Origin of the sequence: Pseudodonghicola sp. (genome assembly GCF_048268305.1) — a bacterium.
Classification (GTDB): Bacteria; Pseudomonadota; Alphaproteobacteria; order Rhodobacterales; family Rhodobacteraceae; genus Pseudodonghicola.
The window spans coordinates 201,794-223,791 of the sequence record NZ_JBLWVT010000003.1 but is presented as its reverse complement, the minus strand read 5'-3'; the positions used below and the strand labels follow the sequence as shown (position 1 = coordinate 223,791).

The window sequence follows — 21,998 nt, the reverse complement described above, 5'->3', positions numbered from 1 at the left end:
CGGCAATTCCTCTCGGACAACCGTTCCGCCACATCCGGCGACGATCCCGAACCGCATGCAGCCGGCCGATCTAGCGTTTCAGATAGGTCTGCCAGACCCAGATCACCACCAGCGCGCCCAGCACCGCGCCGACAAAACCCGCCAGGGCCCCCATCATCGTCAGCAGCGCCCTGAGCACCAGGCCGCCGACCAGCGCGCCGACGATGCCGATCAGCATGGTGGTGGGAATATCGGCCTCGATCCGCATGATCCGCGTCGCCAGGAAACCGGCGGCGGCGCCGATGATGATCAAGGCGACGATGCCCACGGCTCATTTCCTCCAGTGGAAGGGCACGATGATCAGCGCCCCGATCGACGAGACGATGGCGTTCATCCCGGCGGAATGAAAGCCTATGCCGAACATCACCCGGATGAAATAGAACAGGAAGGCCCCGCCGATGCAGATAATGATCGAGGGGATGATGCCGTTGCGGGTAAAGCCGGATTTCTCCGACGCGTATCCGATGATCCCCGCGATCACCACCGTCCCCATCAGCGTCATGTACATCCGGTCAATCCTCTTTCGCTCAGAGACGCGTGCCCTTGGGCACCGGGCGGCCGCGCAGGAAGGTCTCGGTATCCTGCGCCCCCTTGCCCGCCCTTTGCAAGCGGGTCAGTTGTATCGCCCCCTCGCCGCAGGCGACAGTCAGCGCGTCATCCAGCACCTCGCCCGGCGCGCCGCCGCCCGAGGCCAGCCGCGAGGCCAGAAGCTTCAACCGCTCCCCCTCGACCTCGCACCAGGCGCCGGGGAAAGGGGAAAGGCCACGGATCTTGCGGTCGACCTCAACCGCCGGCAGCGACCAGTCGATCTTCGCCTCGGCCTTGTCGATCTTGGTGGCATAGGTGACGCCCTCATCGGGCTGCGGCTCGGGCTTCAGGTCGTCAAGCCGCGCCAGCGCGGTGACGATCAGCGCCGCGCCCATGGCGGAGAGCCGGTCATGCAGCTGCTCGGTGGTCTCTTCCGCGCCGATCCGGGTGGCCTCGCGCAACAGCACCGGCCCGGTGTCGAGCCCGGCCTCCATCTGCATGATGCAGACGCCGGTTTCGGCATCCCCCGCCATGATGGCGCGATGGATCGGCGCCGCCCCGCGCCAGCGTGGCAACAGGCTCGCGTGGATATTGAGGCAGCCCTTCGCCGGCGCATCGAGCACCGCCTGCGGCAGGATCAGCCCATAGGCGACCACCACCGCGATATCGGCCTTCAGCGCGGCAAACTCCGCCTGCGCCTCGGGCGTCTTCAGACTGGTGGGATGGCGCACGGTCAGCCCCAGCGTCTCGGCCCGCGCCTGCACCGGGCTGGGGCGATCCTTCTTGCCACGACCGGCGGGGCGCGGCGGCTGGCAATAGACGGCGGCGATCTCATGACCCGCCTCGACCAGCGCGTCGAGCACCGGGACCGAGAAATCGGGGGTTCCCATGAAGATGATACGCATTGCCAAACCTCCGCCTTGCCGCCGGCCTTCAATTGCGGCGCACCTTAGCCATGCGCCGCCCGGTGTCCAGCTTTGGCAGTGCCTCAGCCCTCGGTGCGGGGAAAGATGCCGTTGCTGATGAATTCCATCACCGGCACGCCGTCCTGTTTGCTGACCGTGACCCTATTCTTCACGAAACCGATCGGCCGGCTTTTCGACGGGGTCAGTTCCAGAACCTCCATCCGCACCGACAGCACCTCGCCGGGATAGACCGGCTTGAGCCATTTCAGCGAATCGATCCCCGGCGAGCCCAGCGACCGGCCGGTCCGGTCCAGATGCTCCACCATCATCGCCATGGTCATGGCGCAGGTATGCCAGCCGCTGGCACAGAGACCGCCAAACAGCGACTGTTTCGCCGCTTCCTCGTCGAGGTGAAAGAACTGCGGGTCGTATTTGCTGGCGAATTCGATGACCTCTTCCTTGGTCACCTCATAGGCGCCGAATTCCTGCACCTGCCCGATCTCGAAACGCTCGAAGGGGATGAAACCCAACGTATCCTCAGCCATCTGCATCCTCCCTGACTGGCCTTTCCCGCGCAAAATGGGCGCAAGGCAGCGGGCGGTTGCAATGACCAAAGCATCGGGCCGGGGCGGAACGCCGCGTCACTTGACCGCTCAGCCGGCCAGCTTGCGGGCCTTGCGCAGCAGCATGTCGCGTTTGACCTTGCTGAGATTGTCGAAATACATCCGGCCGTTCAGGTGGTCGATCTGATGCTGGACCGAGGTCGCCCAGAGACCGACGAAATCCCGGTCTTCGATCTCGCCCCGCTCGTTCAGGAACCGCACCGTCACCGCGCGCGGCCGCTCGATCTTGGCCGATACCCCGGGCAGGTTGGGCGAGGCTTCCTCATGCGGGCGCAGTTGCACCGAAGCGTGCAGGATTTCCGGATTGGCCATGCGCACCGCCTGCCCCCGGCTGTCCGAGGCATCGACCACGGCCAGCCGCAGCATCACCCCGATCTGCGGCGCGGCAAGGCCCACCCCCGGCATCTCCTCCATCGTGTCGATCATGTCGGTCCAGATGGCGCGAATGTCGTCGGTGATCGCCTCCACCGGCTGGGCCGGGGTACGCAGACGCTTGTCGGGCCAGGGCAGGCAGAGGCGCGCGGTCATGCCGGAGTTTTCCCCTGATAGGCCGCCAAGGCCGCCTCCCGCGCGCCGGGGGCAAGACGATCAAAGGTCACCAGCCCGTCCAGGTGGTCGAGTTCGTGCTGGGCGCAGCGGGCGGCGAAGCCGTCCAGCCTGCGGCTCTGGCGCCGGCCCTCGGCATCGGTCCAGTCCATCACCACCCAGTCGGGCCGCGACACCACGGCGGTGATGCCCGGGATCGACAGACACCCCTCCTCGCCCTCGACCAGCGTGGCGGATCGGTCGGTGATCTCGGGGTTGATCATCACCTCGGGGCTCGGCGTGCCTTCCTTCCAGGTGACGTCCATGACGAAGAAGCGCTTCATCACCCCCACCTGCGGCGCGGCGAGGCCACGGCCGGGCGCGTCATACATGGTGGCGAACATCTCGGAGATCAGAGCGGAGAGATCCTCTCCCGCCCCGACGGGGGCACACCGCTGCGCCAGCCGCGGATCGGGCCATTTCAGGATCGGCAACGACACCATGTCAGACCCGCGCCCTGTCGCGCTTCAGCTTCTGCATCTTGCGGGTGATCATCTGCCGTTTCATCGGCCCGAGATAATCAATGAAGAGCTTGCCGTTCAGATGGTCGATCTCGTGCTGCACGCAGGTCGCCCAGAGCCCGTCGAAGGTTTCCTTCCGCTCCTTGCCGTCACGGTCGATCCAGGTGACATCCACCACCTTGGGGCGGGTCACCTCGGCATATTGCTCGGGGATCGACAGACAGCCCTCCTCATAGGTGTTCAACTCGTCCGAAGAGGCGATCACCTTGGGATTGAACATGATCAGCGGATGCGGCGCATCGCCCTTGTCCTTGACGCAGTCGAGCACGATCAACCGGTCGAGCACCCCCACCTGTGGCGCGGCCAGACCTACGCCCGGCGCGTCATACATGGTTTCCAGCATGTCATCCGCCAGCTTGCGCAGATCGTCCGACAGATCGGCGACGGGGGCGCAAACCTTCTTGAGGCGTGGGTCGGGGTGAATAATGATCGAACGTTTCATGGCCCTGATTTAGGCGATGACCCGCGTCTTCGCAACGCCCCCCTTGCACCCGGTGTCATTCCCGCTAGCCTCGCGCGCAAGCAGACGGAGACAGCTGATGACCACCCCGATGAATTTCGACGAGATTGTTGACCGGCGCGGCACGGATTGCGCCAAATGGGACCGGATGGAGACGATCTTTGGCGTCTCTCCCGACGAGGGGATCCCGATGTGGGTGGCCGACACCGACTTCAAGGCGCCCGATGTGATCCTGAACAAGATCAGCGAAATGGTCGCCCACGGCGTTTTCGGCTATGTCGACTACAGCAAGCCCTATACCGACGCGATCCGCTGGTGGATGAAGACCCGCCATGACTGGGAGATCGAGGCCGAGGCGATCTTCACCACCACCGGATTGGTGAATGCCGTGGGCATGTGCCTGGACGCCTATACCGAGGCCGGCGATGAGATCCTGCTGTTCACGCCGGTCTATCACGCCTTCGCCAAGGTGATCCATGCCGCCGGCCGCAAGGTGGTGGAATGCCCGATGGTGAACGACAACGGGCATTACGACCTGGATTTCGACGCCTGGGACAAGCTGGTGACCGACAAGGCCCGGATGGTGGTCTTCTGCTCACCGCACAACCCGGGCGGCCGGGTCTGGACCCGGGCCGAGCTGCAGGGGGTGATCGACTTCTGCAAGCGGCATGATCTTCTGCTGGTCTCGGACGAGATTCATCACGACCTGATCTATCCCGGGCAAAAGCACATCCCGATGGCGGCGGTGGACCCTGCCGCCAATGACCGGGTGATCATGCTGACCGCGCCGTCCAAGACCTTCAACGTCGCGGGGCTGCATACCGGCAATGTGATCATCCCCGACGCCGGCCTGCGCGCCCCCTTCGCTGACCGGATGGAGGCGCTGCACCTGTCGCCCAACTCGGTCGGCCAGGCGGTGGCGATCGCCGCCTATTCGCCCGAGGGTGCGGCCTGGGTCGACGATCTGATGGCCTATCTCGACGGTAACCGGACCCTGTTCGACGCTGCGGTCAATGCCATTCCCGGGCTGCAATCCATGCCGCTCGAAGGCACTTTCCTCGCCTGGGTCGATTTCTCCGGCACCGGGATGAGCCGGGAGGAATTCACCGCCCGGGTCGAGAAGGACGCGAAGATCGCCGCCAACCACGGACCGAGCTTCGGGCTGGGCGGCGACGACTTCCTGCGGTTCAACCTGGGCACCCAACGCGCCCGCATCGCCGAGGCCTGCGACCGGCTGAAAGCGGCCTTCGCCGATCTGCAGTAACCGCCCCAAAGGCAAAGGCGCCATGCCCGTCCCTGCGACGGATCTGGCGCCCCTCGCCGGCGCGGCCGGCCCAGCACGCCGCCCAGGCGGCAGGAGAATATCGTCCCATGATTCAGAAAACGCCCCCGCAGTCGCCAGTGTTCGACCTGATCCTTTCCCAGGGCCGCATCGCCGACCGGACACCGGGCGCGATCCAAGGCGCGGCCCTGACCGCCGCGGCACTGGAAGACCGGATCGGCGCCGCCCGCATCGTCGGAGAGCCGGCCGACGCCGCCACTGACGACTGGAGCGTAAGCCTGCCGCAGGCGCAAACGACCCTGTCCGGCCTGCGCGCGGCGATCGCCGACTGCCTTGAGCGGAACCTCGTCCCGCTGATGGTGGCGAATACCTGTTCGGCCAGCCTGGCCTCCCTCCCCGTCGCCGCGGGGCGACACCCCGACGCCATCGTCTTGTGGATCGACGCCCACGGCGATTTCAACACGCCCGAGACCACCGCGTCCGGATATCTCGGCGGCATGGTGCTGGCGGCCGCCTGTGGCCTTTGGGACAGCGGGCACGGCGCCGGGGTGCACCCGGATCAGGTCATCCTGATCGGCGCGCACGATATCGACCCGGCCGAGCAAGAGCTGTTGCGGCAGGCCGGTGTCAGGGTCATCCCCCCGGCCGAGGCAACCGCCGAAGCCGTGCTGAAAGCGGTCGGCAGTGCCCCTGTCTGGATCCATATCGACTGGGACGTGCTGGAGCCCGATTTCGTCCCCGCTGCCTACAAGGTGCCCGACGGGCTGCTGCCGACGCAGATCAAGGCCATTCTGGGCGCCCTGCCGCCGCAGCAAATCGCCGGAGTCGAACTGGCCGAATTCGAAGCCTCGCAATCCGAGGTCGAGAACCGCAAGGCCCTCGACATCATTCTCGACACCGTCAGCCCCTTGCTCGCGACGCGATAAGGACAGCGCGCGCCGGCCGCAATCACTCCGGCCGCACCAGAAGCGCGGCGGGCGCGTCGGGCTCTCGACTGTAATCGACCAGCGGCGGCGTCTCGCTTGCCGCGGTGTGGCGCTTGAAGTCGAACCGCATCTCGCCGCCCTCTTCCTCGGCGGCGACGATCAGACACTGATAGAGATGGCGCGACCCTTCATAGAGATCGACCAGCCCACGCAGATGCGCGGCCTCTGACGCCTCGACGGAAAACCCGTCCTTCCACATCCGCAGCACCGGATAAAAGCTGTCATCCGCCAGAACCCGCAGGCGGCTCGCCTTTTTCAGACCGGCCAGACGCGCGGCGGCCAGCCCTTCGCTCAGCTCTTTCGACAGATAGGTCGTCATGGTCTGCTCCTCCCGGGATGCTCTGTGTCTAAGCCTGCGCCAACTCGGCATAAAATCAAGCCTAGCCCAAAGTTTCGGCAGAAGTGTGACGTAAAATCGCCGCTGCCCGACCGCCGGTTTCCGGCCAGTTGTGCAGCGGTGCAGAGGGCCTGCGCGCAGGTTTTTCTAGGCCCGCACGCCTGCAGCCTCTAGGTGTCGATGCATAGAGGAAGGGGAACACGATGGGTATGCTGATCGACGGCGTCTGGAGCGATGTCTGGTACGACACCAAAACCACCGGCGGGCGGTTCGAACGCTCTGCCGCCGCCTTTCGCAACTGGATCACCCCGGACGGCAGCGCCGGCCCATCGGGCCGTGGTGGCTTCGCCGCCGAATCGGGGCGCTATCACCTTTATGTCAGCCTGGCCTGCCCCTGGGCCCACCGCACCCTGATCTTCCGCGCGCTGAAGGGGCTGGCGGACCACATCGACGTCTCGGTGGTGCATCCCGACATGCTGGGCCAGGGCTGGAGCTTCGAGACCGACGATCACGGCGCCACCGGTGACCGGCTCCATGGGCTCGACTACGCGCATCAACTCTATACCCGCGCCAAGCCCGATTACAGCGGCCGGGTGACGGTGCCGATCCTCTGGGACAAGAAGACAGACACCATCGTCTCGAACGAAAGCTCCGAGATCATCCGCATGTTCAATTCCGCCTTCGACGGGATCACCGGCAATACCGATGACTACTGGCCCGAAGCCCGGCGGGAGGAGATCGAGGCGGTCAACGCGCGCATCTATGACACGGTGAACAACGGCGTCTACAAATGTGGTTTCGCCACCACACAAGACGCCTATGAGGCCGCCGAGGCACCGTTGTTCGACAGCCTGGCCTGGCTGGAAGACCGGCTGAGCCGCAACCGCTATCTGATGGGCGAGCAGGTGACCGAGGCCGACTGGCGGCTGTTCACCACCCTGGTGCGGTTCGACATGGTCTATCACCACCATTTCAAATGCAGCCGGGCGCGGATCGCCGATCACCCCAACCTCTGGGCCTATACGCGCGAGCTGTTCCAATGGCCGGGCGTGGCGGAAACGGTGGGGATCAACCATATCGTGCGCCACTATTACTATAGCCATCCGACCATCAATCCGAACCGGATCATCCCGGTCCTGACGACGCCGGACTTCGGGGCAGCGCACGGGCGGGGATAGCGCCCCTCCTCACCGCGCGCCGGCGTAATGTTCCACGATGGCCGCCAGATCCTCGGGCGGGGTATTGCTCTGGACATAGGCGCAGGCATTGGCGCTATGGGCAAAGATCGACCCGTCCGAAAAGAACGTGGTGTCGGTGACAAAGATCACCCGCGTCTCCGGGCTGCGGAAACTGGCGAAATCGGCCACGGCCAGAGCGCTGCCGCCCTCCAGCACCAGGTCGAGCACGATGATATCGAAATGCCGGCTCTGCAATTCGAGAATCGCAGCCTCCTGCGTCGCCACCCGGCGAAGCTCCCCGCCCTGCCTTTGCAAGTGTCGCGCCCAGAGCTGACCCAGCTCCGGATCGCTTTCGACGATCAATATCCTCATGTCCTGCCCGGCACGCCTCTATTGTCAAGAATTGCGCAACAATCCACACCGTAGGTCAATACTGATACCCTATCAAGTTTCTCGGCCAGCTCCAAGTCGCCCAACGGTTGTGGTACGGCGGGTGCTTGTGTCGCCCTCTCAGATCCGGTTCAAGCGGGCTGAACCGCTTCTGACATTGGCCGACTGACATGTCCTATTCCTCTTCGCCCTCAGCCCCGCCCCGCGATCACGGCGGTGGACTGGATGCCGCCATCGCGCAATACGGCGGGGCGCGACGCGACTGGATCGACCTGTCGACCGGCATCAACCCCACGCCCTACCCGCTGCCCGGCTTCACGCCGGAAGACTGGGCCGCCCTGCCCGACCGTGGCGCGCAAGACCGGCTGATCGCCGCCGCCCGCCGGTTCTGGCAGGTGCCCGACGGGGCCGCCGTGCTGCCGGCGCCCGGCGCCTCTGTCCTGATCGCGCGGATGCCGGCGCTGGCCACACCCGGCCGGGTGCGGATCGCCCCGCCCACCTATAACGAACATGCCGCCGCCTTCGCCGCGCAGGGCTGGCAGGTGGTCCAAGCTGGGCCGGCCGAAGCCCGGGTGATCGTGCATCCGAACAACCCCGACGGGCGACTGTGGCAAGCGGCGGAGGCGGAGGCCCCGCTGACCGTGATCGACGAGAGTTTCTGCGACATCTGCCCGGAACAGAGCCTGATCTCCCTCACCGACCAACCCGGGCGGGTGGTGCTGAAAAGCTTTGGCAAGTTCTGGGGGTTGGCCGGCCTCCGGCTGGGCTTCGCCATCGCCCAGCCCGAAACCATCGCCCGGCTTACCGAGCTGACCGGACCATGGGCGGTCTCCGGCCCGGCGCTGCGGGTCGGCGCCCTGGCGCTGGACGATCAGGACTGGGCCAACGCCACCCGCGCCCGGCTGGCGGCGGCTGCGCGGCGGCTCGATATGCTGATGCGGGCGCGCGGCGCCGAGGTCGCGGGGGGCACGGACCTCTTCCGCCTCTACCACGTCGATCATGCCGCCCGCTGGCAGGACCGGCTGGCCCGCGCCCATGTCTGGAGCCGCATTTTTCCCTATTCAGACACCTATCTCCGCCTTGGCCTCCCCCCTGCGGATCGCTGGGATCAGCTGGAGTCGGCGCTGTGAGCACCGCCGCGATGCTCGCCTTTGCCATGGTGATCGACGCCTTTCTGGGCGAACCGAACTGGCTCTGGTCCCGGCTGCCGCACCCGGCCGTGCTGATGGGGCGCGCGGTCTCGTTCCTTGACCGGCTGCTGAACCGGGGCGGCGCGAAGGTGCTGAAGGGGGCGCTGGCCGCCGCCATCCTCGCGCTCGGCGCGCTGACCCTAGGCGAGATGCTGAGCCGGCTGGGCTGGGTCGTCGAGATCCTCGGTGCCGCCATCCTTCTGGCGCAACGGTCGCTCGCCGATCACGTCGCCGCCGTCGCCCGCGGGCTGCGGCTGTCGCTGCCGCAGGGCCGCGCCACGGTCGCCCGCATCGTCAGCCGCGACACCGCGCAGATGAGCGAAACCCAGGTCGCCCGCGCCGCCATCGAGAGCGCCGCCGAGAACCTTTCCGACGGGGTGATCGCCCCGGCCTTCTGGTTCCTGCTTCTCGGGCTGCCGGGCCTGATGCTCTACAAGGCGATCAACACCGCCGACAGCATGATCGGCTATCGCAATACCCGGTACGAGGAATTCGGCAAGGTCGCGGCCCGGGCCGACGATCTGCTGAACCTGATCCCGGCGCGGCTGACCGGGCTGCTGATCGCGGCGCTGACCGGACAGCTGTCGCGCTGGTCCGAGATCGCCGATGACGCCCGGCGCCACAAATCCCCCAACGCCGGCTGGCCCGAAGCCGCGATGGCCCGCGCGCTGAACGTGGCGCTGGCCGGACCGCGCAGCTATCACGGTGCGTTGCGCGATCTGCCCTGGGTCAATGGCCAGGGCCGTCACCAGATCGTTCCGGCCCAGATCGACGCCGCCGTGGGGCTGCTGTGGCGGGTGTGGCTGGGCACTCTCGGCCTTGTGATTGCCTGCGCGCTGGTGCTGCCGCTATTCTAAGCCCGTGTCACAAAGGATATTGATTTCATGCGTTTTCTCTTCGCCCTCTTCGCCCTTGGCCTGAGCGTCCCGGCTGCCCATGCGCAATGCGGCGGATCGTTTCCCGCCTTTGTCGAGGGGCTGAAGACCGAAGCCGTCGCCGCCGGCCACAACAGGGCCACCGTCGACGCCTTTTTCCGCAGCGTCAAACAGGATCCGAAGGTGCTGCAGGCCGACCGGGCGCAGGGGGTGTTCCAGAAGCCCTTCATTGACTTCTCACGTCGGCTGATCTCGAAACAGCGGCTCGACAAGGGGCGCGAGATGGCGCGGACATACGATGCCACCTTCAAGCGGATCGAACGCGACTATGGCGTGTCGCGCGGGGTGCTATTGGCCTTCTGGGCCTTCGAGACCGACTTCGGTGGCTTCCAGGGCGACTTCAACACGCTGAACGCGCTGACCACCCTGGCGCATGACTGCCGCCGGCCCGAACTGTTCCGGCCGCAGATCTTCGCCGCGCTCACCCTTTATGAACATGGCGATTTCGACCCCGCCCGCACCACCGGCGCCTGGGCGGGAGAGATCGGCATGGTGCAGATGCTGCCACGCGACATCCTGATCAACGGCGTCGACGGCGATGGCGACGGTCACGTGCGGCTGAAGACCTCGGCCCCCGACGCGCTGATGTCGGGCGCCAAGATGCTGTCGCATCTGGGCTGGCGCGCCGGGGAACCCTGGTTGCAGGAAGTTTCCGTGCCCGGCGATCTCGACTGGTCGCTGACCGGCCCGGACCAGAGCCTGACGGTGGCCGACTGGGCCAAGCGCGGGGTACGCGCGCGCGAAGGCAAGCTGGCACAGGGCAGCCTGCCCGCCTCGATCATCCTGCCGCAGGGGCGCAAGGGGCCGGCCTTCATCGCCTATCCGAACTTCAACGTCTATTTCGAATGGAACCAGAGCTTTACCTATGTTCTGACGGCGGCCTATTTCGCCAATCGGCTGGAAGGCGCGGCGGTCTATGATCCGGGCTCCCCGGAACCGGGGCTCGACGGGCCGCAGATGAAACTGCTGCAACAAAAGCTGGCGGCGCGCGGCTATGACGTCGGCAAGATCGACGGCATCCTCGGCTCCGGCACCCGCGCGGCGGTTCAGGCGGAGCAGAAACGTCTGGGCCTGCCGGCCGATGCCTGGCCCACGGCAGCCTTGTTGAACCGGCTTTGAGGCGGCAGACTTTACTTTTCGGGAAGGAATCCCCACTATTCTGGACATCCGATAGGTTTCTGTCAGAAACCCACCACCAAAGTTGGCCCTGCGGAGATGCCACTCCGCAGGGCCTTTCTCTTGCCAGATCTCAATGGTCGAGCCAGAGGCGAATGGCGGTCAGCACCACGGTCACGACCGCAATCACCACCATCCACTTCCGATAGGTGTTTTCTGTCAGGATCCTCACCTCCTTCCGCCGCGAGATGTCGCGACCGGAGAACGGTAGATGAGACAGGGTTAACCCGACATAAACCGGCGCACTACGCCACGGCCCAGGAAAAGCTCAATTCCCGACGCCCAACTCAAACCGGAAGGGCAGCCTGCCCTGCCCGTCGCTCAGCAACATGCGCATCTGCCCACCCTGCAGATAGACATCGCAGCCTTGGCTCACGCCACCAAGATCGACGCAAATCTTGCCGCCAGGACGCAGTGCGAAAAACCCGAAGTCTGTCCGCCCATCATAGATCAGCCCCTCGGTCTCATAGCCGCGCCGCACCGATCCGTCGGGTGCAATATAAGGCTTTTCCGGATCATAGAACCGCAGGGGCGGCAGCATCGGAGAGGTCAGGGGCCAGGGCGCCTGCCCCCCAAGCCCCCAGCCCTGCGCGGAAAGGCACGCGGGCAACAGGCAAAGGCCAAGACACAGCGCCAGAAGATTTCGGTTCATGATCTATCAAAGCGCCATAACCTGCGGAGATTCGAGCGAAAACTTGATCCTGCGGCAGATCACGCCACCAGTTGTTCGGCCTTTTTCAGATCGACCGAGACCAACTGGCTCACCCCCTGCTCCTGCATGGTCACCCCGAACAGCCGGTCCATTCGGCTCATCGTCACGGCGTGGTGGGTGATGATCAGGAACCGGGTTTCGGTGCGGCGGCACATCTCGTCCAGCAGGTCGCAGAACCGGGTCACGTTGGCATCGTCGAGCGGCGCATCGACCTCGTCCAGCACGCAGATCGGTGCCGGGTTCGCCAGGAAGACGGCGAAGATCAGCGCCAGCGCGGTCAGGGTCTGTTCGCCCCCCGACAACAGCGACAGGGTCGACAGCTTCTTGCCCGGCGGTTGGCACATGATCTCAAGCCCGGCCTCCAGCGGATCGTCGCTTTCGACCATGACCAGATTGGCCTCCCCCCCGCCGAAGAGATGGGTGAAGAGCAGGGCGAAGTTGCTGTTCACCTGCTCGAAGGCGGTCAGCAACCGTTCGCGCCCCTCGCGGTTCAGCCCGGCAATCCCGCCGCGCAGCGCCTTGATCGCCTCTTCCAGATCGGTCTTTTCGGTGAGCAGCGTATCGTATTCTTCCTGCACCTCGCGGGCGTCTTCCTCGGCCCGCAGGTTGACCGCGCCAAGCGCCTCGCGCTGGCGCTTGTAGCGGTTCACATCCGCCTCGAGCACGTCGGCGGCCGGCATCTCGTCAGGCGCCACATCAAGACTGGCGACAAGCTGCTCGGGCGTCTGCTCCAGCTCTTCCGCGATCCGCTCGGCGGTGGCGGCGACGGTTTCCCGCGCCGCCTCGGTGCGTGCCTCGGCGGCGGCGCGGGCCTCCCGCGCGTCGGAGGCATGGCGTTCCGCATCGCGTTCGGCCTGAATGGCCGCACGCTGACGCGCCTCGCCCGCCGCCAGCGCATCCGCCGCACGCGCCCGGCGCTCCTCGGCCTTCTCGGTCTGTTCGGCCAGTTCCTCGCGCCGCTCGGCGATCTGTTCCGGCACCGCGCGGGCCTCGAACAGCTCCTCTTCCGAACTTTCCTTGCGCTCCTCCAGCTCGGCGATGCGGCGGCCGGCGGTCTCCAGCCGGTGACGCCAACCGCTCAGCTCCTTGGCCACCTCCTGCGAGCGGCGGGTGCGCGCCTCGCCCTCGCGGCGCAGCTCGTCATGCGACGACCGGCGGGTCAGCATGGTGATCCGCGCCGCCTCCACCGTCTGACGGATCGCCTCCACCCCGGTGCGGGCAGTGTCGAGATCGCCCAGCTCAGCCATCCCGGCCTCGGCCTCGCGCAGCCGGGCACGGGCGGCCATCGCCTCTTCCCTGTGGCGGGTCACCGCCAGCCCGAGGTTTTCCAGCTTGCCGCGAGACAGGTTCCTGTCGGCCTCTGCCCGGCTCAGCGCGCGGGCGGTGTCAGCCACCCGCTGATCGGCGGCACGGCGGGCGGCGCGGGCGGCTTTGTCGGCCTCGGTCACATCGGCCAGCTTGCGGCTCAGGTCCTCATGGGTCGCGCGCGCAGCCTCGGCCCGGGCGGTAAGCTGCTCCAGCTCCTCCTGCAGCGCCTCGAGCCGGTTCAACTGCTCCAGCCGCAGCGCGGCGGCAGAGGGCGCATCCTCGGCCCAGGCGCGGAACCCGTCCCAGCGCCAGAGATCACCCGCCACCGTCACCAGCCGCTGGCCCGGCTTCAGCAACGGCTGCAGCCGCGGCGCCTCCTCCGCCTTGATCACCCCGATCTGGGCAATGCGGCGGGCCAGAACTTCCGGCACGGTGACATAATCAGAGAGGCCGGCAACCCCCTGGGGCAAGGGTTGGGCCTGATCATAGCCCGGCAATTGGGTCCAACCTGAGGGGCCATCTGCCCCCACCACCGGCGCCCGCAGATCATCGGCCAGCGCGGCGCCAAGCGCCTTTTCATAGCCGGGCGTCACCCGCAGCAGATCCATCACCTGGCCGCCTTCGGCGCTATCGCGCGCCACCAGCTTGGCCAGCGCCGCCGTCTCGGCCCTGAGCCCCCCGGCCTCCCCCTCGGCCTCGGAGCGATGGGCGCGGGCCTCGGCTTCACGCGTCTGGGTCTCGCCGCGCAGATCCTCGGCGGCGTTCAGCGCCTCCTCGGCGGCTTCGGCGGCCTCGCGCGCCTCCTCCTCGGCTTCGCGGGCGGCGTCAAAGGCCTCTTCCGCCTGTTCCACCGCCTCCTCGGCGGCCTCGACCGCCTCGGTCGCCCGCGCTTCCTCGGCCTCCGACCGCGCCAAGGTCTTGCGGCTGTCATCCAGCAGACGCTGCGCCGACTGGTGCCGCGCCGCCAACCGGGCCACGTCCTCGGTCATCTGCGCCAGGCTTTCCTCGCGCTCCTGCAGGACCGAGGCGGCCTCATGCGCCAGTTCCGAGGCCTCGGCCAGCCGCTCCGCCTGGCCTTCGCTGGCCTTGGCCAGCTCGCGCTGTTCCCAGTCCAGCCGTTCGATCGTCTCGCCGGCATCACGGTTCAGCCCGGCCTCGCGCTCGATGTCGCGGGAAAGCTGGTCGATCCGCGCCACCAGGGTTTCAATCGTCTTGCGCGCCCGCGCCTCCTGATCGTTCAGCGCATCGCGCTCCACTTGCAGCCGCTGCAACACCGCCGCGGCGATCGCCTCTTCCTCGCGCAGCGGCGGCATCGCCTCATCCGCCTCGGCCCGGGCGCGAATGGCCTGCCCGGCCGCGGCCTCGGCCCGCGCCGCCCCGGTCACCCGCTCGCGCAGCACCGCCTCGGCCGCAATCCGCGCCTCATCCGCCTCGCGCCAGCGCCGATAGAGCAACATGCCCTCCGCCAGCCGCAGCTGCGTGCCAATCTCGCGATAGCGCGCCGCCTGACGCGCCTGGCGCGCAAGCTGGCCAAGCTGGCCGCCCAGCTGCTCCAGCACGTCGTCGACCCGGGTCAGGTTGGTTTCCGCCCCACGCAGCTTCAGCTCGGCCTCGTGCCGGCGCTGATAGAGACCGGAGATCCCCGCCGCCTCTTCCAGGATGCGCCGCCGCGCGGTGGGCTTTGCGTTGATCAGTTCGGAAATCTGCCCCTGCCGCACCAGCGAGGGCGAATGCGCCCCGGTCGAGGCATCAGCGAACAGCATCTGGATATCGCGCGCCCGCACATCCTTGCCATTGGCCTTATAGGCCGAGCCGACATCGCGGGTGATCCGTCGCACCACATCCAGCGAATCGGCATCGTTGAACCCCGAAGGCGCCAGCCGGTCGGCATTGTCGATGGTCAGCGCCACCTCGGCAAAGTTCCGCGCCGGGCGCGACGAGGCGCCGGCGAAGATCACGTCTTCCATTCCCTCGCCGCGCATCGCCTTGGCGCGGGTTTCGCCCATCACCCAGCGCAACGCCTCAAGCAGGTTCGACTTGCCGCAACCATTCGGCCCAACCACCCCGGTCAGCCCTTCTGCAATGACCAGGTCGGTCGGATCGACGAAGCTTTTGAAGCCGGTCAGTCTGAGACGGGTAAAACGCAAGAACAGCCCACCGTGATTCCGTTGAGCTGGAAATTTGCGCCCTCAGGCCTGGCCAAGTCAACCATCTCACCGCTGCATCTGGCGGGGAGCTTCGGGTTATCCCCAATATATTGACGGCTTCCCACCCTGGATCACCTGGCTCGACCGGCCCAGCCCGCAGTCATAGGCCGGATAGCGCCAGCCATCGCGCCCGGTAACCATGCCCAGCCGCCGGCAAATCTCGCGCGCCGGGCGCTGCGGCGGTTTCGGGCAGGCCAGTTTGCCGGTCGCCTGCGCCTGATCGCCCAATACCCGCGTGACCGGGCAGCCACTGATCAGTTCCATCGCCAGCCCGGCCCGCGCCCGGATCGGCCCGAAGCGCGGCGCATATTGCGGATTGATCCGGATCGCCTCTGCCAATGTTCCCCGGATCCGCACATCGAAAACCGAGCCATCGACCGCAATCCGCGCCGCCGGCACCCCGCGGAAATAGAGCGAGGGGCTGTTGCAGCCCGCCAGCATCAGCACAAGGATCGGCAGCCAGGGTTTCATCGCACCAGCCTGCCATCTCAAGGTTAACAAGATATTGTGTGACGCCGCGCGCCGAGGGTTCCCGGTTGAGCCCCCCGCGCCCCCGCCCTATAACCGCTACAACCTGCCGGAGAGGCCACATGCCGTTCCAGAAAGTCCAGCCCGAAAAGCTCTCCTCCTCCGTCGTGCGTCAGATCGAAGGGCTGATCCTGCGTGGCATCCTGCGCCCTGGCGAACGCTTGCCGGCGGAGCGCGATCTGGCCGCGCGGCTCGGCGTGTCGCGCCCCTCGCTGCGCGAGGCGGTGGCCGAGCTGCAGGACCAGGGGCTGCTGACCACCAAGGCCGGCTCGGGCATCTTCGTGGCCGATGTGCTCGGCTCTGCCTTCTCCCCGGCGCTGACCCGGCTCTTCGCCACTCATGACGAGGCGGTCTTCGACTATCTGTCCTTCCGCCGCGATATGGAAGGGCTGGCGGCCGAACGTGCCGCCCGCTTCGGATCGGACAGCGACCTGCGGGTGATCCAGACCATCTTCGACCGCATGCAGCAAGCGCAGGCGCGCGCCAATGCCACCGAGGAAGAGGCCCAACTCGACGCCCAGTTCCACTCTGCCATCATCGACGCCAGCCATAATGTGGTGATGCTGCACATGATGCGCTCGATGTATGACCTGCTGCGCCAGGGCGTGTTCTACAATCGCAAGGTGATGTTCAGCCAGCGCACTTCACGCGCCGCCCTGCTCGACCAGCACCGCGCCATCAACGACGCCCTGCAGGCCCGCGCCCCCGACGCCGCCCGCGCCGCGATCGAGGCGCATCTCGACTATGTGCAAGAAGCGCTGGCGACCCAACGCCGCGCCGATCGCAACGAAGCCGTCGCACGGCTGCGGCTGGACCATCAAAGCCGCAAGGGCTGATCGCGGCGCGCGCATCACGCCCCGCGAATGGGCCTTTTTCTAGCTGAAAATATCCCGGGGGAATCGCCGCAGGCGATGGGGGCAGCGCCCCCGCCCGACCGAACATGAAAAAACCCGGCACGATGGCCGGGTTCTCTGATTTCATGGCCCCGTGTCAGAGGCTCAGTGCAGCTTGGCGTCCACGTCGGCGATGGCGGCGTCGATCAGCGCATTGGCTTCGGCAGCGCTCATCTGCTTGCGGATCACCGTATCAGCCGCGGCGACGGCGATGGTGACCGCCTGATCGCGCACCTCTTTGATCGCGGCGGCCTCGGCCGAAGCGATCTGCTCACGGGCCGTGATCATGCGGCGGGCGATGGATTTCTCCAGATCGAGCTTTGCCTGCTCTGCCGCAGCGATCGCGTCGGTACGGGCATTGGCGACGATCCGTTCGGCCTGCGCCTGCACTTCCTTCTGCTTGCGCTCGTAAGAGGCCAGCAGCGTCTGCGCCTCTTCGCGCAGGGCGCGGGCTTCATCAAGCTCGGCCTTGATCCCTTCGGCCCGCTTGTCCAGCAGGCCGCCGATCATCGCCGGCACCTTGAAGTAGGCCAGGATCGCCAGGAAGACGATGAAGGCCACCAGCACCACGAAGTTGGTGTTATGCAGCGAAATGAACGGGCCGGAAGCCGCCAGAGCCGGGCTCGTCCCTGCCAGCATCAGGATGAGAGCGGAAAGGTTGCGCATCCTCTTATCCTTTCATCCGGTCGGTGACAGCCTCGGTAACCGCGGCCGCATCGGCCTGGAAGCCCAGTGCGGTCACGATCTCGGCGGTGGTATCCTTGGCGACAGCCTGGATGCTCTCGATCGCACCGGCACGGATTTCGGAAATCGCCTTTTCCGACTCGGCGGTCTTGGCGGCGATTTCGGCATCGGCCTTGGCGATGGCGTTATCCAGATCGACCTGAATCTCGGCCCGCGCCTCGGCAGCGATCCGCTGCGCTTCGGCCCGCGCTTCGTTCAGCGCCTTGTTATATGCATCTTCGGCCTCGACGGCCTTTGCCTTGAGGTCTTCCGCCGCGGCCAGATCGTTGGTGATCGTCCCGGTCCGTTCGGCAAGAATGCCGCCGATCCGGGGCAGCGCGACCCGCGACAGGACAAGGTAGATCACGACAAGCGTGACAGCCAGCCAGAAGATCTGGTTCGGAAAGCTCGAAAAATCGAGCTGCGGCATGCCGGTCGCGCCGGAAGCGGCGCCATGGGCCATGTCGGCAGCAGCGTCGTGTGTCTCAGTTGCCATGTCGTCCTCCTTAGGAACTTAGCCTACATCTCGGGCAGCGCCGGGTTCCGTCCCCGCACCGCCCGACCGTAAGGATCAGATGTTCCGAAGTTGGGTTAGACGGCGAACATCAGCAGCAGGGCAACCAGGAACGAGAAAATGCCCAGAGCTTCCGCGAATGCGATACCGATGAACAGGGTGGCGGTTTGCGAAGCCGCTGCCGAGGGGTTGCGCAGCGCGCCAGCCAGGAAGTTGGCAGCAACGTTGCCGACACCCAGAGCCGCGATGCCAGAACCCATGCCAGCCAGGCCAGCGCCGATGTGTGCGAGATCGCCTTCCATTTGATATCTCCTTACGATGGAAAGTGTGTCAGTCTTTGGATGAAGTTCGGGTCTGCGTCAGTGCGACGGATGCAGCGCATCCTTGAGGTAGACGCAGGTCAGAATGGTGAAGACATAGGCCTGAACGAAGGCCACCAGCAGTTCCAGCCCGTACATCGCGGTGATCGCCAGGATGGACACCGGGCTGACCAGGGTCAGGGCGGCGAAGCCGGCGAAGACCTTGATCACCGCGTGACCGGCCATCAGGTTGCCGGCAAGACGAATGGAGTGGCTGACGGGCCGGACGAAGTAGGAAATCAGCTCGATCACGGCGAGGATGGGGCGCAGGCCAAGCGGCGCGCTCGACACCCAGAAGAGACCCAGGAAGGCCGGGCCGTTCTTGATGAACCCGTAGATCGTCACGGTCAGGAAGACAAGCAGCGCCAACACCACGGTGACGGCGAAATGCGAGGTCAGGGTGAAGGACATCGGGACCAGCCCGAGAAAGTTTGCGGTGACGATGAACATGAAGAGCGTCATCACATAGGGGAAGAACTTAAGCCCTTCCTTGCCGCAGATATCCTCGACCATCTTGTGGATGAAGCCATAGGTCATCTCGGCGATCGACTGCATCCGGGTCGGAACGATGGCGCGGCGCGAGGGGCCCATCACCAGCAGGCCGAAGATCACCAGGACGGCGATCGCCATCCACAGGGTCACGTTGGTCGGCGTGTACCAGGCAATCGTGTCGCCACCGAACAGCGGCTTCACGATGAACTGATCCATCGGATGGAATACCAGGCCGCCGGTCTCGGCGGCGTGTTCTGCACCATTCGCTTCGGTTGCCACGTTCAGTCCCTCTCGTCCTCTCGCGCGGCCTTATCGGCCCCATTCGTCTGTCGCGAGACCTCTTCGGCCTCGATCTTCTCCTGGATCTCCTTGGCGCTGCGCAGCATCGTCTTCACGCCCGCGGCCAGACCCAGCAATGTAAATGTCACCAGCAGGATCGGGATGGTCCCGAACAGGCTGTCCAGCCCATAGCCGATGCTGAAACCGATCCCGAGACCGGCCACAAGTTCGATCACCATCCGCCAGGCAAGGTTCGCCTGGGAATAATGTTCATCCACGCGGGGCTTTGGCGCCTGAGCCTTCCGAGCCTCGGCGAGCCGCGCCTCAAGCCGCGCGAGGCGCTGCTTTTGGTCGTCCTCGGTCACCGATGGTCCCCACGCTGTCGTTGCGATGGTGCTAAGGGCTGAGGGGGCAGGAGTCAATCGCAAGAATCCCCCGGGAGATCACCGCATAACACTATGTTATATAAAGTATTTTCTTGGGAAGAGAGATAGAGACGCGGCGCGGCATTGCCGGCTCTGGCGCGAAATCGGTCGAAAGGGCATATTCAACCGAAAGGTTGACGATTGCCGTCGGCCGCAGCTAGGGGGCCCCATGGCCGATCCTCTCGACACCGTCTTTGCCGCCCTCGCCGACCCGACCCGGCGGGCGATCCTGACCATGCTTCTGGAAGACGACATGGCGGTGACCGATGTGGCCGAGCCCTTCGAGATGTCGCTGGCGGCGATCTCCAAGCATCTGACCATCCTGACCCGCGCCGGGCTGATCAGCCAGGAGCGGCGCGGCCGGGTGAAATGGTGCAAGCTGGAACCCGATGCGCTGCGCGCCGCCAGCGTCTGGATGCAGAGCTTCGGCCAGTTCGAACCGGTCAATCTGGAGGCCTTCGAACGGTTTCTGCAGATCGAACTGTCGGGATCGGAGCCCCTTGATAAGGAAGAGACGCGCGGAGCCTAGCCGTCCTGCTCCAGCAACAGGACCAGCGCCACCACCGTCAGCACGATACCGACCAGCACCAGCCCGCTCGGCGCGCCATGGCCCAGGGCGATTTCCCACAGGATCACCCAGGAGGGGGTGAGATAGGTATAGGCCATCACCTTGGCCGAGGGCAGCCTGAGCGTCGCGAATTGCAGCAGCACGAAAGTGGCGGCGCTGGCGAAGATCGCCAGGTAGAACAGCCCGATCCAGACGATCGGCTGCAGCGCGCCCCAATCCGTGGCCCGGATATCCGACCAGCCATAGAGCGTCAGCAGCAGGAAGCCCGCCAACAGCATGCCGAAGGTAAACATCACCGCCGGCTCGCCCCGGTTCAGCTTGCGCACCATCGGCGTATAGGCGGCATGGGCGATGCAGCCGAGGAAATAGATAGCCTCGCCCCTGCCGATGTGGAACCGTTGCGCCACCTGCCAGTCACCATCGAAGATCACCCAGAGCGCCCCGGCGGCACCGATGGCCAGCGCCAGCGCCATGCGCGGCGTGGTCACCTGCCGCAACAGCCACCAGCCGAACAGCCCGGCCAGGATCGGCGTCAGGGTGAAGACGGCGGCGGCGCTGATCGGCGCGGCGGTCTTCAGCCCCTCGAACATCAGCACGAAATAGGCGGCGAACAACCCGCCCAGCAGCAGATAGCGCCAGGGGGCCGCGAAGGCCTCGCGGCGCAGCTTGCCGGTGGCGGCGGCAAGCGTGCCGATCACCACCGCCGCGATGGCGAAGCGGGCCGCGTTCAGCGCCGCCGGCGCGATCTGGTTGGCCACCTGCGACCCGAGCGAGAACGACCCCGCCACCAGCGCCGAGAAGGTCAGCATCGCCAGATGACCCTGGGCCCGCGGGCTCAGATGCGCCAGCGACGGCACCCCTGCCCGGCGGATCATTCCGGGCACCAGCCCTGGGCATGCTCCTTGAGAAACCGCAGGAAGGCCTGCACCTTGTTGGTGCGATGCAGGTCCACATGGGTCACCAGCCAGAGCGCCCCGGACCAATCCGGCTGCGGCGGCATCACCTGCACCAGCTCGGGATGGCGCGAGGCCTCCCAGACCGCCATGAAACCGATACCGGCACCGGCCAGGATCGCCTCTTGCAGCGCGTCGCCGCTGTTGCAGCGGAAGGTCACCGCCTCGGCCGGGATATGCGCCTGCATCCATTTCGAGAAGGGCGCCCGGGTGTCGGGGTCATCATCGCCGACAAAGCGGTGGTGGGCGAAATCCTCGACCGTTTCGGGCCGGCCGTGGGCGGCGATATAGGATTTGCTGGCATAGACCGCGATCGGCAGATCGGCAAAGCGCTGCACCACGTTGTCCGGCTGGTTCGGCGCCGATCCGGCGCGCACCGCGACATGCGCCTCGCCATATTCCAGGCGGAACAGGCGTTCGCCGGTCAGGAACCGGACGATCAGCCCGGGGTGGGCCTGCTGGAACTCCGTCATCACCGGCACCAGCAGCGGCGACAGCGAGGCGAGCGAGGTCACCACCAGCTCCCCCGTCACCTCGTCGCCATGCCCCTTGAGCCGACCGATGAGCTGGCTGAACTGGTCGTCGGTGGCCTGCGCCACCCGCAACAGGTCCTGCCCCGCCTCGGTCGGGGTATAGCCACGGGCATGACGCTGGAACAGCTTGACGCCCAGCCGGGTTTCCAGCGCGTCGATATGGCGGATCACCGTGGCGTGATGAACGCCCAGAACCTCCGCCGCGCCGCTGACGGTCCCCATCCGGGCCACCTGATAGGCAGTCCGGATCTCATCCCAATTGTCGAGTTTCATGTGTGCACCAGATCACAATTCCTGTTCAATCTCTTCAATTGTGTTCGCGGGCGCAAGGCGTATCTCTCTGTCGCAAGCAACCAACACAGCCCAACC

The 21,998-nt window shown here is 66.1% G+C and carries 27 protein-coding genes; 8 read left to right on the top strand and 19 right to left on the bottom strand.

Translation table 11 applies throughout. The annotated features are described in order from the left end of the window. Nucleotides 1–70 precede the first annotated feature (70 nt). The 7 genes from ACN0V4_RS06845 to def (ACN0V4_RS06815) form a co-directional block, all read right to left on the bottom strand. Nucleotides 71–307: a GlsB/YeaQ/YmgE family stress response membrane protein gene (locus tag ACN0V4_RS06845; protein ID WP_417674342.1), complete on the bottom strand. Its 237-nt coding sequence runs from the start codon at nt 305–307 to the stop codon at nt 71–73. 3 nt (nt 308–310) lie between these two features. After that, nucleotides 311–547, bottom strand: coding sequence for a hypothetical protein (locus ACN0V4_RS06840; RefSeq protein WP_417674340.1), 237 nt, complete (start codon nt 545–547; stop codon nt 311–313). Between the two features lie 19 nt (nt 548–566). Then, complete coding sequence (gene fmt, locus ACN0V4_RS06835) at nt 567–1,472, bottom strand: methionyl-tRNA formyltransferase (RefSeq protein ID WP_417674338.1); 906 nt, start codon at nt 1,470–1,472, stop codon at nt 567–569. Nucleotides 1,473–1,555: 83 nt separating this feature from the next. Continuing rightward, the gene (locus tag ACN0V4_RS06830; RefSeq protein ID WP_417674336.1) at nt 1,556–2,017 is read right to left on the bottom strand and encodes a MaoC family dehydratase; all 462 of its coding nucleotides are present in this window, start codon (nt 2,015–2,017) and stop codon (nt 1,556–1,558) included. A 108-nt stretch (nt 2,018–2,125) separates the two neighbouring features. After that, nucleotides 2,126–2,623, bottom strand: a complete 498-nt coding sequence (def, locus tag ACN0V4_RS06825) for a peptide deformylase (protein ID WP_417674334.1) — start codon at nt 2,621–2,623, stop codon at nt 2,126–2,128. Beyond that, nucleotides 2,620–3,123: a peptide deformylase gene (def, locus tag ACN0V4_RS06820; RefSeq protein ID WP_417674332.1), complete on the bottom strand. Its 504-nt coding sequence runs from the start codon at nt 3,121–3,123 to the stop codon at nt 2,620–2,622. The genes def (ACN0V4_RS06825) and def (ACN0V4_RS06820) overlap by 4 nt, the downstream gene beginning before the upstream one ends. Before the next feature lies 1 nt (nt 3,124). Next, complete coding sequence (gene def, locus ACN0V4_RS06815) at nt 3,125–3,643, bottom strand: peptide deformylase (protein WP_417674330.1); 519 nt, start codon at nt 3,641–3,643, stop codon at nt 3,125–3,127. Between the two features lie 109 nt (nt 3,644–3,752). On the opposite strand from def (ACN0V4_RS06815), the gene ACN0V4_RS06810 reads away from it, so the two are divergent. Then, nucleotides 3,753–4,925, top strand: coding sequence for a MalY/PatB family protein (locus tag ACN0V4_RS06810; RefSeq protein WP_417674844.1), 1,173 nt, complete (start codon nt 3,753–3,755; stop codon nt 4,923–4,925). A gap of 107 nt (nt 4,926–5,032) precedes the next feature. Further along, nucleotides 5,033–5,869, top strand: a complete 837-nt coding sequence (locus ACN0V4_RS06805; RefSeq protein ID WP_417674328.1) for an arginase family protein — start codon at nt 5,033–5,035, stop codon at nt 5,867–5,869. A 22-nt stretch (nt 5,870–5,891) separates the two neighbouring features. Here ACN0V4_RS06805 and ACN0V4_RS06800 read toward each other — a convergent pair whose 3' ends face one another. Then, a complete protein-coding gene (locus ACN0V4_RS06800; RefSeq protein WP_417674326.1) occupies nt 5,892–6,248 on the bottom strand; it encodes a hypothetical protein in 357 nt (118 codons plus the stop codon). 221 nt (nt 6,249–6,469) lie between these two features. Between ACN0V4_RS06800 and ACN0V4_RS06795 the strand changes: the two genes are divergently transcribed. Next, nucleotides 6,470–7,444 carry a glutathione S-transferase family protein gene (locus tag ACN0V4_RS06795; RefSeq protein WP_417674324.1) on the top strand — a complete coding sequence of 325 codons (975 nt, stop codon included), beginning with the start codon at nt 6,470–6,472 and terminating at the stop codon, nt 7,442–7,444. Between the two features lie 9 nt (nt 7,445–7,453). Here ACN0V4_RS06795 and ACN0V4_RS06790 read toward each other — a convergent pair whose 3' ends face one another. Then, nucleotides 7,454–7,816: a response regulator transcription factor gene (locus ACN0V4_RS06790; RefSeq protein ID WP_417674322.1), complete on the bottom strand. Its 363-nt coding sequence runs from the start codon at nt 7,814–7,816 to the stop codon at nt 7,454–7,456. A 188-nt stretch (nt 7,817–8,004) separates the two neighbouring features. Here ACN0V4_RS06790 and cobD point away from each other — a divergent pair, with 188 nt between their 5' ends. Genes cobD through ACN0V4_RS06775 form a run of 3 tightly spaced genes read left to right on the top strand, consistent with a single transcriptional unit; the run spans nt 8,005 to nt 11,078 of the window. Continuing rightward, nucleotides 8,005–8,964 carry a threonine-phosphate decarboxylase CobD gene (cobD, locus tag ACN0V4_RS06785; RefSeq protein ID WP_417674320.1) on the top strand — a complete coding sequence of 320 codons (960 nt, stop codon included), beginning with the start codon at nt 8,005–8,007 and terminating at the stop codon, nt 8,962–8,964. Then, nucleotides 8,961–9,881, top strand: a complete 921-nt coding sequence (cbiB, locus tag ACN0V4_RS06780) for an adenosylcobinamide-phosphate synthase CbiB (protein WP_417674318.1) — start codon at nt 8,961–8,963, stop codon at nt 9,879–9,881. The genes cobD and cbiB overlap by 4 nt, the downstream gene beginning before the upstream one ends. 27 nt (nt 9,882–9,908) lie before the next feature. Continuing rightward, on the top strand, nt 9,909–11,078 hold the full coding sequence (locus tag ACN0V4_RS06775) for a lytic murein transglycosylase (protein WP_417674316.1): 1,170 nt from the start codon (nt 9,909–9,911) through the stop codon (nt 11,076–11,078). Between the two features lie 325 nt (nt 11,079–11,403). Here the strand turns inward: ACN0V4_RS06775 and ACN0V4_RS06770 are convergent, their stop codons facing one another. The 3 genes from ACN0V4_RS06770 to ACN0V4_RS06760 all read right to left on the bottom strand — a co-directional run bounded on the left by ACN0V4_RS06770 (nt 11,404) and on the right by ACN0V4_RS06760 (nt 15,833). Continuing rightward, entirely contained in the window at nt 11,404–11,676 is a 273-nt protein-coding gene (locus ACN0V4_RS06770; protein WP_417674314.1) for a hypothetical protein, read from the bottom strand. Between the two features lie 170 nt (nt 11,677–11,846). After that, nucleotides 11,847–15,302 carry a chromosome segregation protein SMC gene (smc, locus tag ACN0V4_RS06765; RefSeq protein WP_417674312.1) on the bottom strand — a complete coding sequence of 1,152 codons (3,456 nt, stop codon included), beginning with the start codon at nt 15,300–15,302 and terminating at the stop codon, nt 11,847–11,849. Nucleotides 15,303–15,398: 96 nt separating this feature from the next. After that, a complete protein-coding gene (locus ACN0V4_RS06760; protein WP_417674311.1) occupies nt 15,399–15,833 on the bottom strand; it encodes a hypothetical protein in 435 nt (144 codons plus the stop codon). A 119-nt stretch (nt 15,834–15,952) separates the two neighbouring features. Here ACN0V4_RS06760 and ACN0V4_RS06755 point away from each other — a divergent pair, with 119 nt between their 5' ends. After that, nucleotides 15,953–16,726, top strand: a complete 774-nt coding sequence (locus ACN0V4_RS06755) for a FadR/GntR family transcriptional regulator (RefSeq protein WP_417674309.1) — start codon at nt 15,953–15,955, stop codon at nt 16,724–16,726. A 162-nt stretch (nt 16,727–16,888) separates the two neighbouring features. Here the strand turns inward: ACN0V4_RS06755 and ACN0V4_RS06750 are convergent, their stop codons facing one another. From ACN0V4_RS06750 to ACN0V4_RS06730, 5 genes are all read right to left on the bottom strand, one after another. Beyond that, entirely contained in the window at nt 16,889–17,449 is a 561-nt protein-coding gene (locus tag ACN0V4_RS06750) for a F0F1 ATP synthase subunit B (RefSeq protein WP_417674307.1), read from the bottom strand. 4 nt (nt 17,450–17,453) lie between these two features. After that, entirely contained in the window at nt 17,454–18,002 is a 549-nt protein-coding gene (locus ACN0V4_RS06745; protein WP_417674305.1) for a F0F1 ATP synthase subunit B', read from the bottom strand. A gap of 95 nt (nt 18,003–18,097) precedes the next feature. Then, the gene (locus ACN0V4_RS06740; protein WP_417674303.1) at nt 18,098–18,322 is read right to left on the bottom strand and encodes a F0F1 ATP synthase subunit C; all 225 of its coding nucleotides are present in this window, start codon (nt 18,320–18,322) and stop codon (nt 18,098–18,100) included. A 57-nt stretch (nt 18,323–18,379) separates the two neighbouring features. Then, nucleotides 18,380–19,087 (bottom strand): F0F1 ATP synthase subunit A, encoded by a 708-nt coding sequence (locus tag ACN0V4_RS06735; RefSeq protein WP_417674842.1) that lies wholly within the window; start codon nt 19,085–19,087, stop codon nt 18,380–18,382. Between the two features lie 65 nt (nt 19,088–19,152). Beyond that, nucleotides 19,153–19,515, bottom strand: coding sequence for an AtpZ/AtpI family protein (locus ACN0V4_RS06730; RefSeq protein ID WP_417674301.1), 363 nt, complete (start codon nt 19,513–19,515; stop codon nt 19,153–19,155). A gap of 229 nt (nt 19,516–19,744) precedes the next feature. Between ACN0V4_RS06730 and ACN0V4_RS06725 the strand changes: the two genes are divergently transcribed. After that, a complete protein-coding gene (locus tag ACN0V4_RS06725) occupies nt 19,745–20,104 on the top strand; it encodes an ArsR/SmtB family transcription factor (protein WP_417674299.1) in 360 nt (119 codons plus the stop codon). Here ACN0V4_RS06725 and ACN0V4_RS06720 read toward each other — a convergent pair. Both ACN0V4_RS06720 and ACN0V4_RS06715 read right to left on the bottom strand, forming a co-directional pair. Further along, nucleotides 20,101–21,018: a DMT family transporter gene (locus ACN0V4_RS06720; protein ID WP_417674297.1), complete on the bottom strand. Its 918-nt coding sequence runs from the start codon at nt 21,016–21,018 to the stop codon at nt 20,101–20,103. The two genes, ACN0V4_RS06725 and ACN0V4_RS06720, sit on opposite strands and share 4 nt — an antisense overlap. Beyond that, nucleotides 21,015–21,902, bottom strand: coding sequence for a LysR family transcriptional regulator (locus ACN0V4_RS06715; RefSeq protein ID WP_417674295.1), 888 nt, complete (start codon nt 21,900–21,902; stop codon nt 21,015–21,017). Before ACN0V4_RS06715 ends, ACN0V4_RS06720 begins: the two co-directional genes overlap by 4 nt. Nucleotides 21,903–21,998 lie beyond the last annotated feature (96 nt).

What these genes read in the sequence shown, in the direction of transcription:
- def (WP_417674332.1), bottom strand. Translation starts at nt 3,123, where the DNA reads ATGGTGTCGTTGCCGATCCTGAAATGGCCCGATCCGCGGCTGGCGCAG.
- ACN0V4_RS06775 (WP_417674316.1), top strand. Translation starts at nt 9,909, where the DNA reads ATGCGTTTTCTCTTCGCCCTCTTCGCCCTTGGCCTGAGCGTCCCGGCT.
- ACN0V4_RS06840 (WP_417674340.1), bottom strand. Translation starts at nt 547, where the DNA reads ATGTACATGACGCTGATGGGGACGGTGGTGATCGCGGGGATCATCGGA.
- ACN0V4_RS06770 (WP_417674314.1), bottom strand. Translation starts at nt 11,676, where the DNA reads ATGCTGCCGCCCCTGCGGTTCTATGATCCGGAAAAGCCTTATATTGCA.
- ACN0V4_RS06800 (WP_417674326.1), bottom strand. Translation starts at nt 6,248, where the DNA reads ATGACGACCTATCTGTCGAAAGAGCTGAGCGAAGGGCTGGCCGCCGCG.
- ACN0V4_RS06760 (WP_417674311.1), bottom strand. Translation starts at nt 15,833, where the DNA reads ATGAAACCCTGGCTGCCGATCCTTGTGCTGATGCTGGCGGGCTGCAAC.
- cobD (WP_417674320.1), top strand. Translation starts at nt 8,005, where the DNA reads ATGTCCTATTCCTCTTCGCCCTCAGCCCCGCCCCGCGATCACGGCGGT.
- ACN0V4_RS06805 (WP_417674328.1), top strand. Translation starts at nt 5,033, where the DNA reads ATGATTCAGAAAACGCCCCCGCAGTCGCCAGTGTTCGACCTGATCCTT.
- ACN0V4_RS06720 (WP_417674297.1), bottom strand. Translation starts at nt 21,018, where the DNA reads ATGATCCGCCGGGCAGGGGTGCCGTCGCTGGCGCATCTGAGCCCGCGG.
- ACN0V4_RS06715 (WP_417674295.1), bottom strand. Translation starts at nt 21,902, where the DNA reads ATGAAACTCGACAATTGGGATGAGATCCGGACTGCCTATCAGGTGGCC.
- ACN0V4_RS06810 (WP_417674844.1), top strand. Translation starts at nt 3,753, where the DNA reads ATGAATTTCGACGAGATTGTTGACCGGCGCGGCACGGATTGCGCCAAA.
- ACN0V4_RS06735 (WP_417674842.1), bottom strand. Translation starts at nt 19,087, where the DNA reads ATGGATCAGTTCATCGTGAAGCCGCTGTTCGGTGGCGACACGATTGCC.
- ACN0V4_RS06790 (WP_417674322.1), bottom strand. Translation starts at nt 7,816, where the DNA reads ATGAGGATATTGATCGTCGAAAGCGATCCGGAGCTGGGTCAGCTCTGG.
- ACN0V4_RS06750 (WP_417674307.1), bottom strand. Translation starts at nt 17,449, where the DNA reads ATGCGCAACCTTTCCGCTCTCATCCTGATGCTGGCAGGGACGAGCCCG.
- ACN0V4_RS06795 (WP_417674324.1), top strand. Translation starts at nt 6,470, where the DNA reads ATGGGTATGCTGATCGACGGCGTCTGGAGCGATGTCTGGTACGACACC.
- fmt (WP_417674338.1), bottom strand. Translation starts at nt 1,472, where the DNA reads ATGCGTATCATCTTCATGGGAACCCCCGATTTCTCGGTCCCGGTGCTC.
- ACN0V4_RS06740 (WP_417674303.1), bottom strand. Translation starts at nt 18,322, where the DNA reads ATGGAAGGCGATCTCGCACACATCGGCGCTGGCCTGGCTGGCATGGGT.
- ACN0V4_RS06830 (WP_417674336.1), bottom strand. Translation starts at nt 2,017, where the DNA reads ATGGCTGAGGATACGTTGGGTTTCATCCCCTTCGAGCGTTTCGAGATC.
- def (WP_417674334.1), bottom strand. Translation starts at nt 2,623, where the DNA reads ATGACCGCGCGCCTCTGCCTGCCCTGGCCCGACAAGCGTCTGCGTACC.
- ACN0V4_RS06745 (WP_417674305.1), bottom strand. Translation starts at nt 18,002, where the DNA reads ATGGCAACTGAGACACACGACGCTGCTGCCGACATGGCCCATGGCGCC.
- ACN0V4_RS06755 (WP_417674309.1), top strand. Translation starts at nt 15,953, where the DNA reads ATGCCGTTCCAGAAAGTCCAGCCCGAAAAGCTCTCCTCCTCCGTCGTG.
- def (WP_417674330.1), bottom strand. Translation starts at nt 3,643, where the DNA reads ATGAAACGTTCGATCATTATTCACCCCGACCCACGCCTCAAGAAGGTT.
- ACN0V4_RS06725 (WP_417674299.1), top strand. Translation starts at nt 19,745, where the DNA reads ATGGCCGATCCTCTCGACACCGTCTTTGCCGCCCTCGCCGACCCGACC.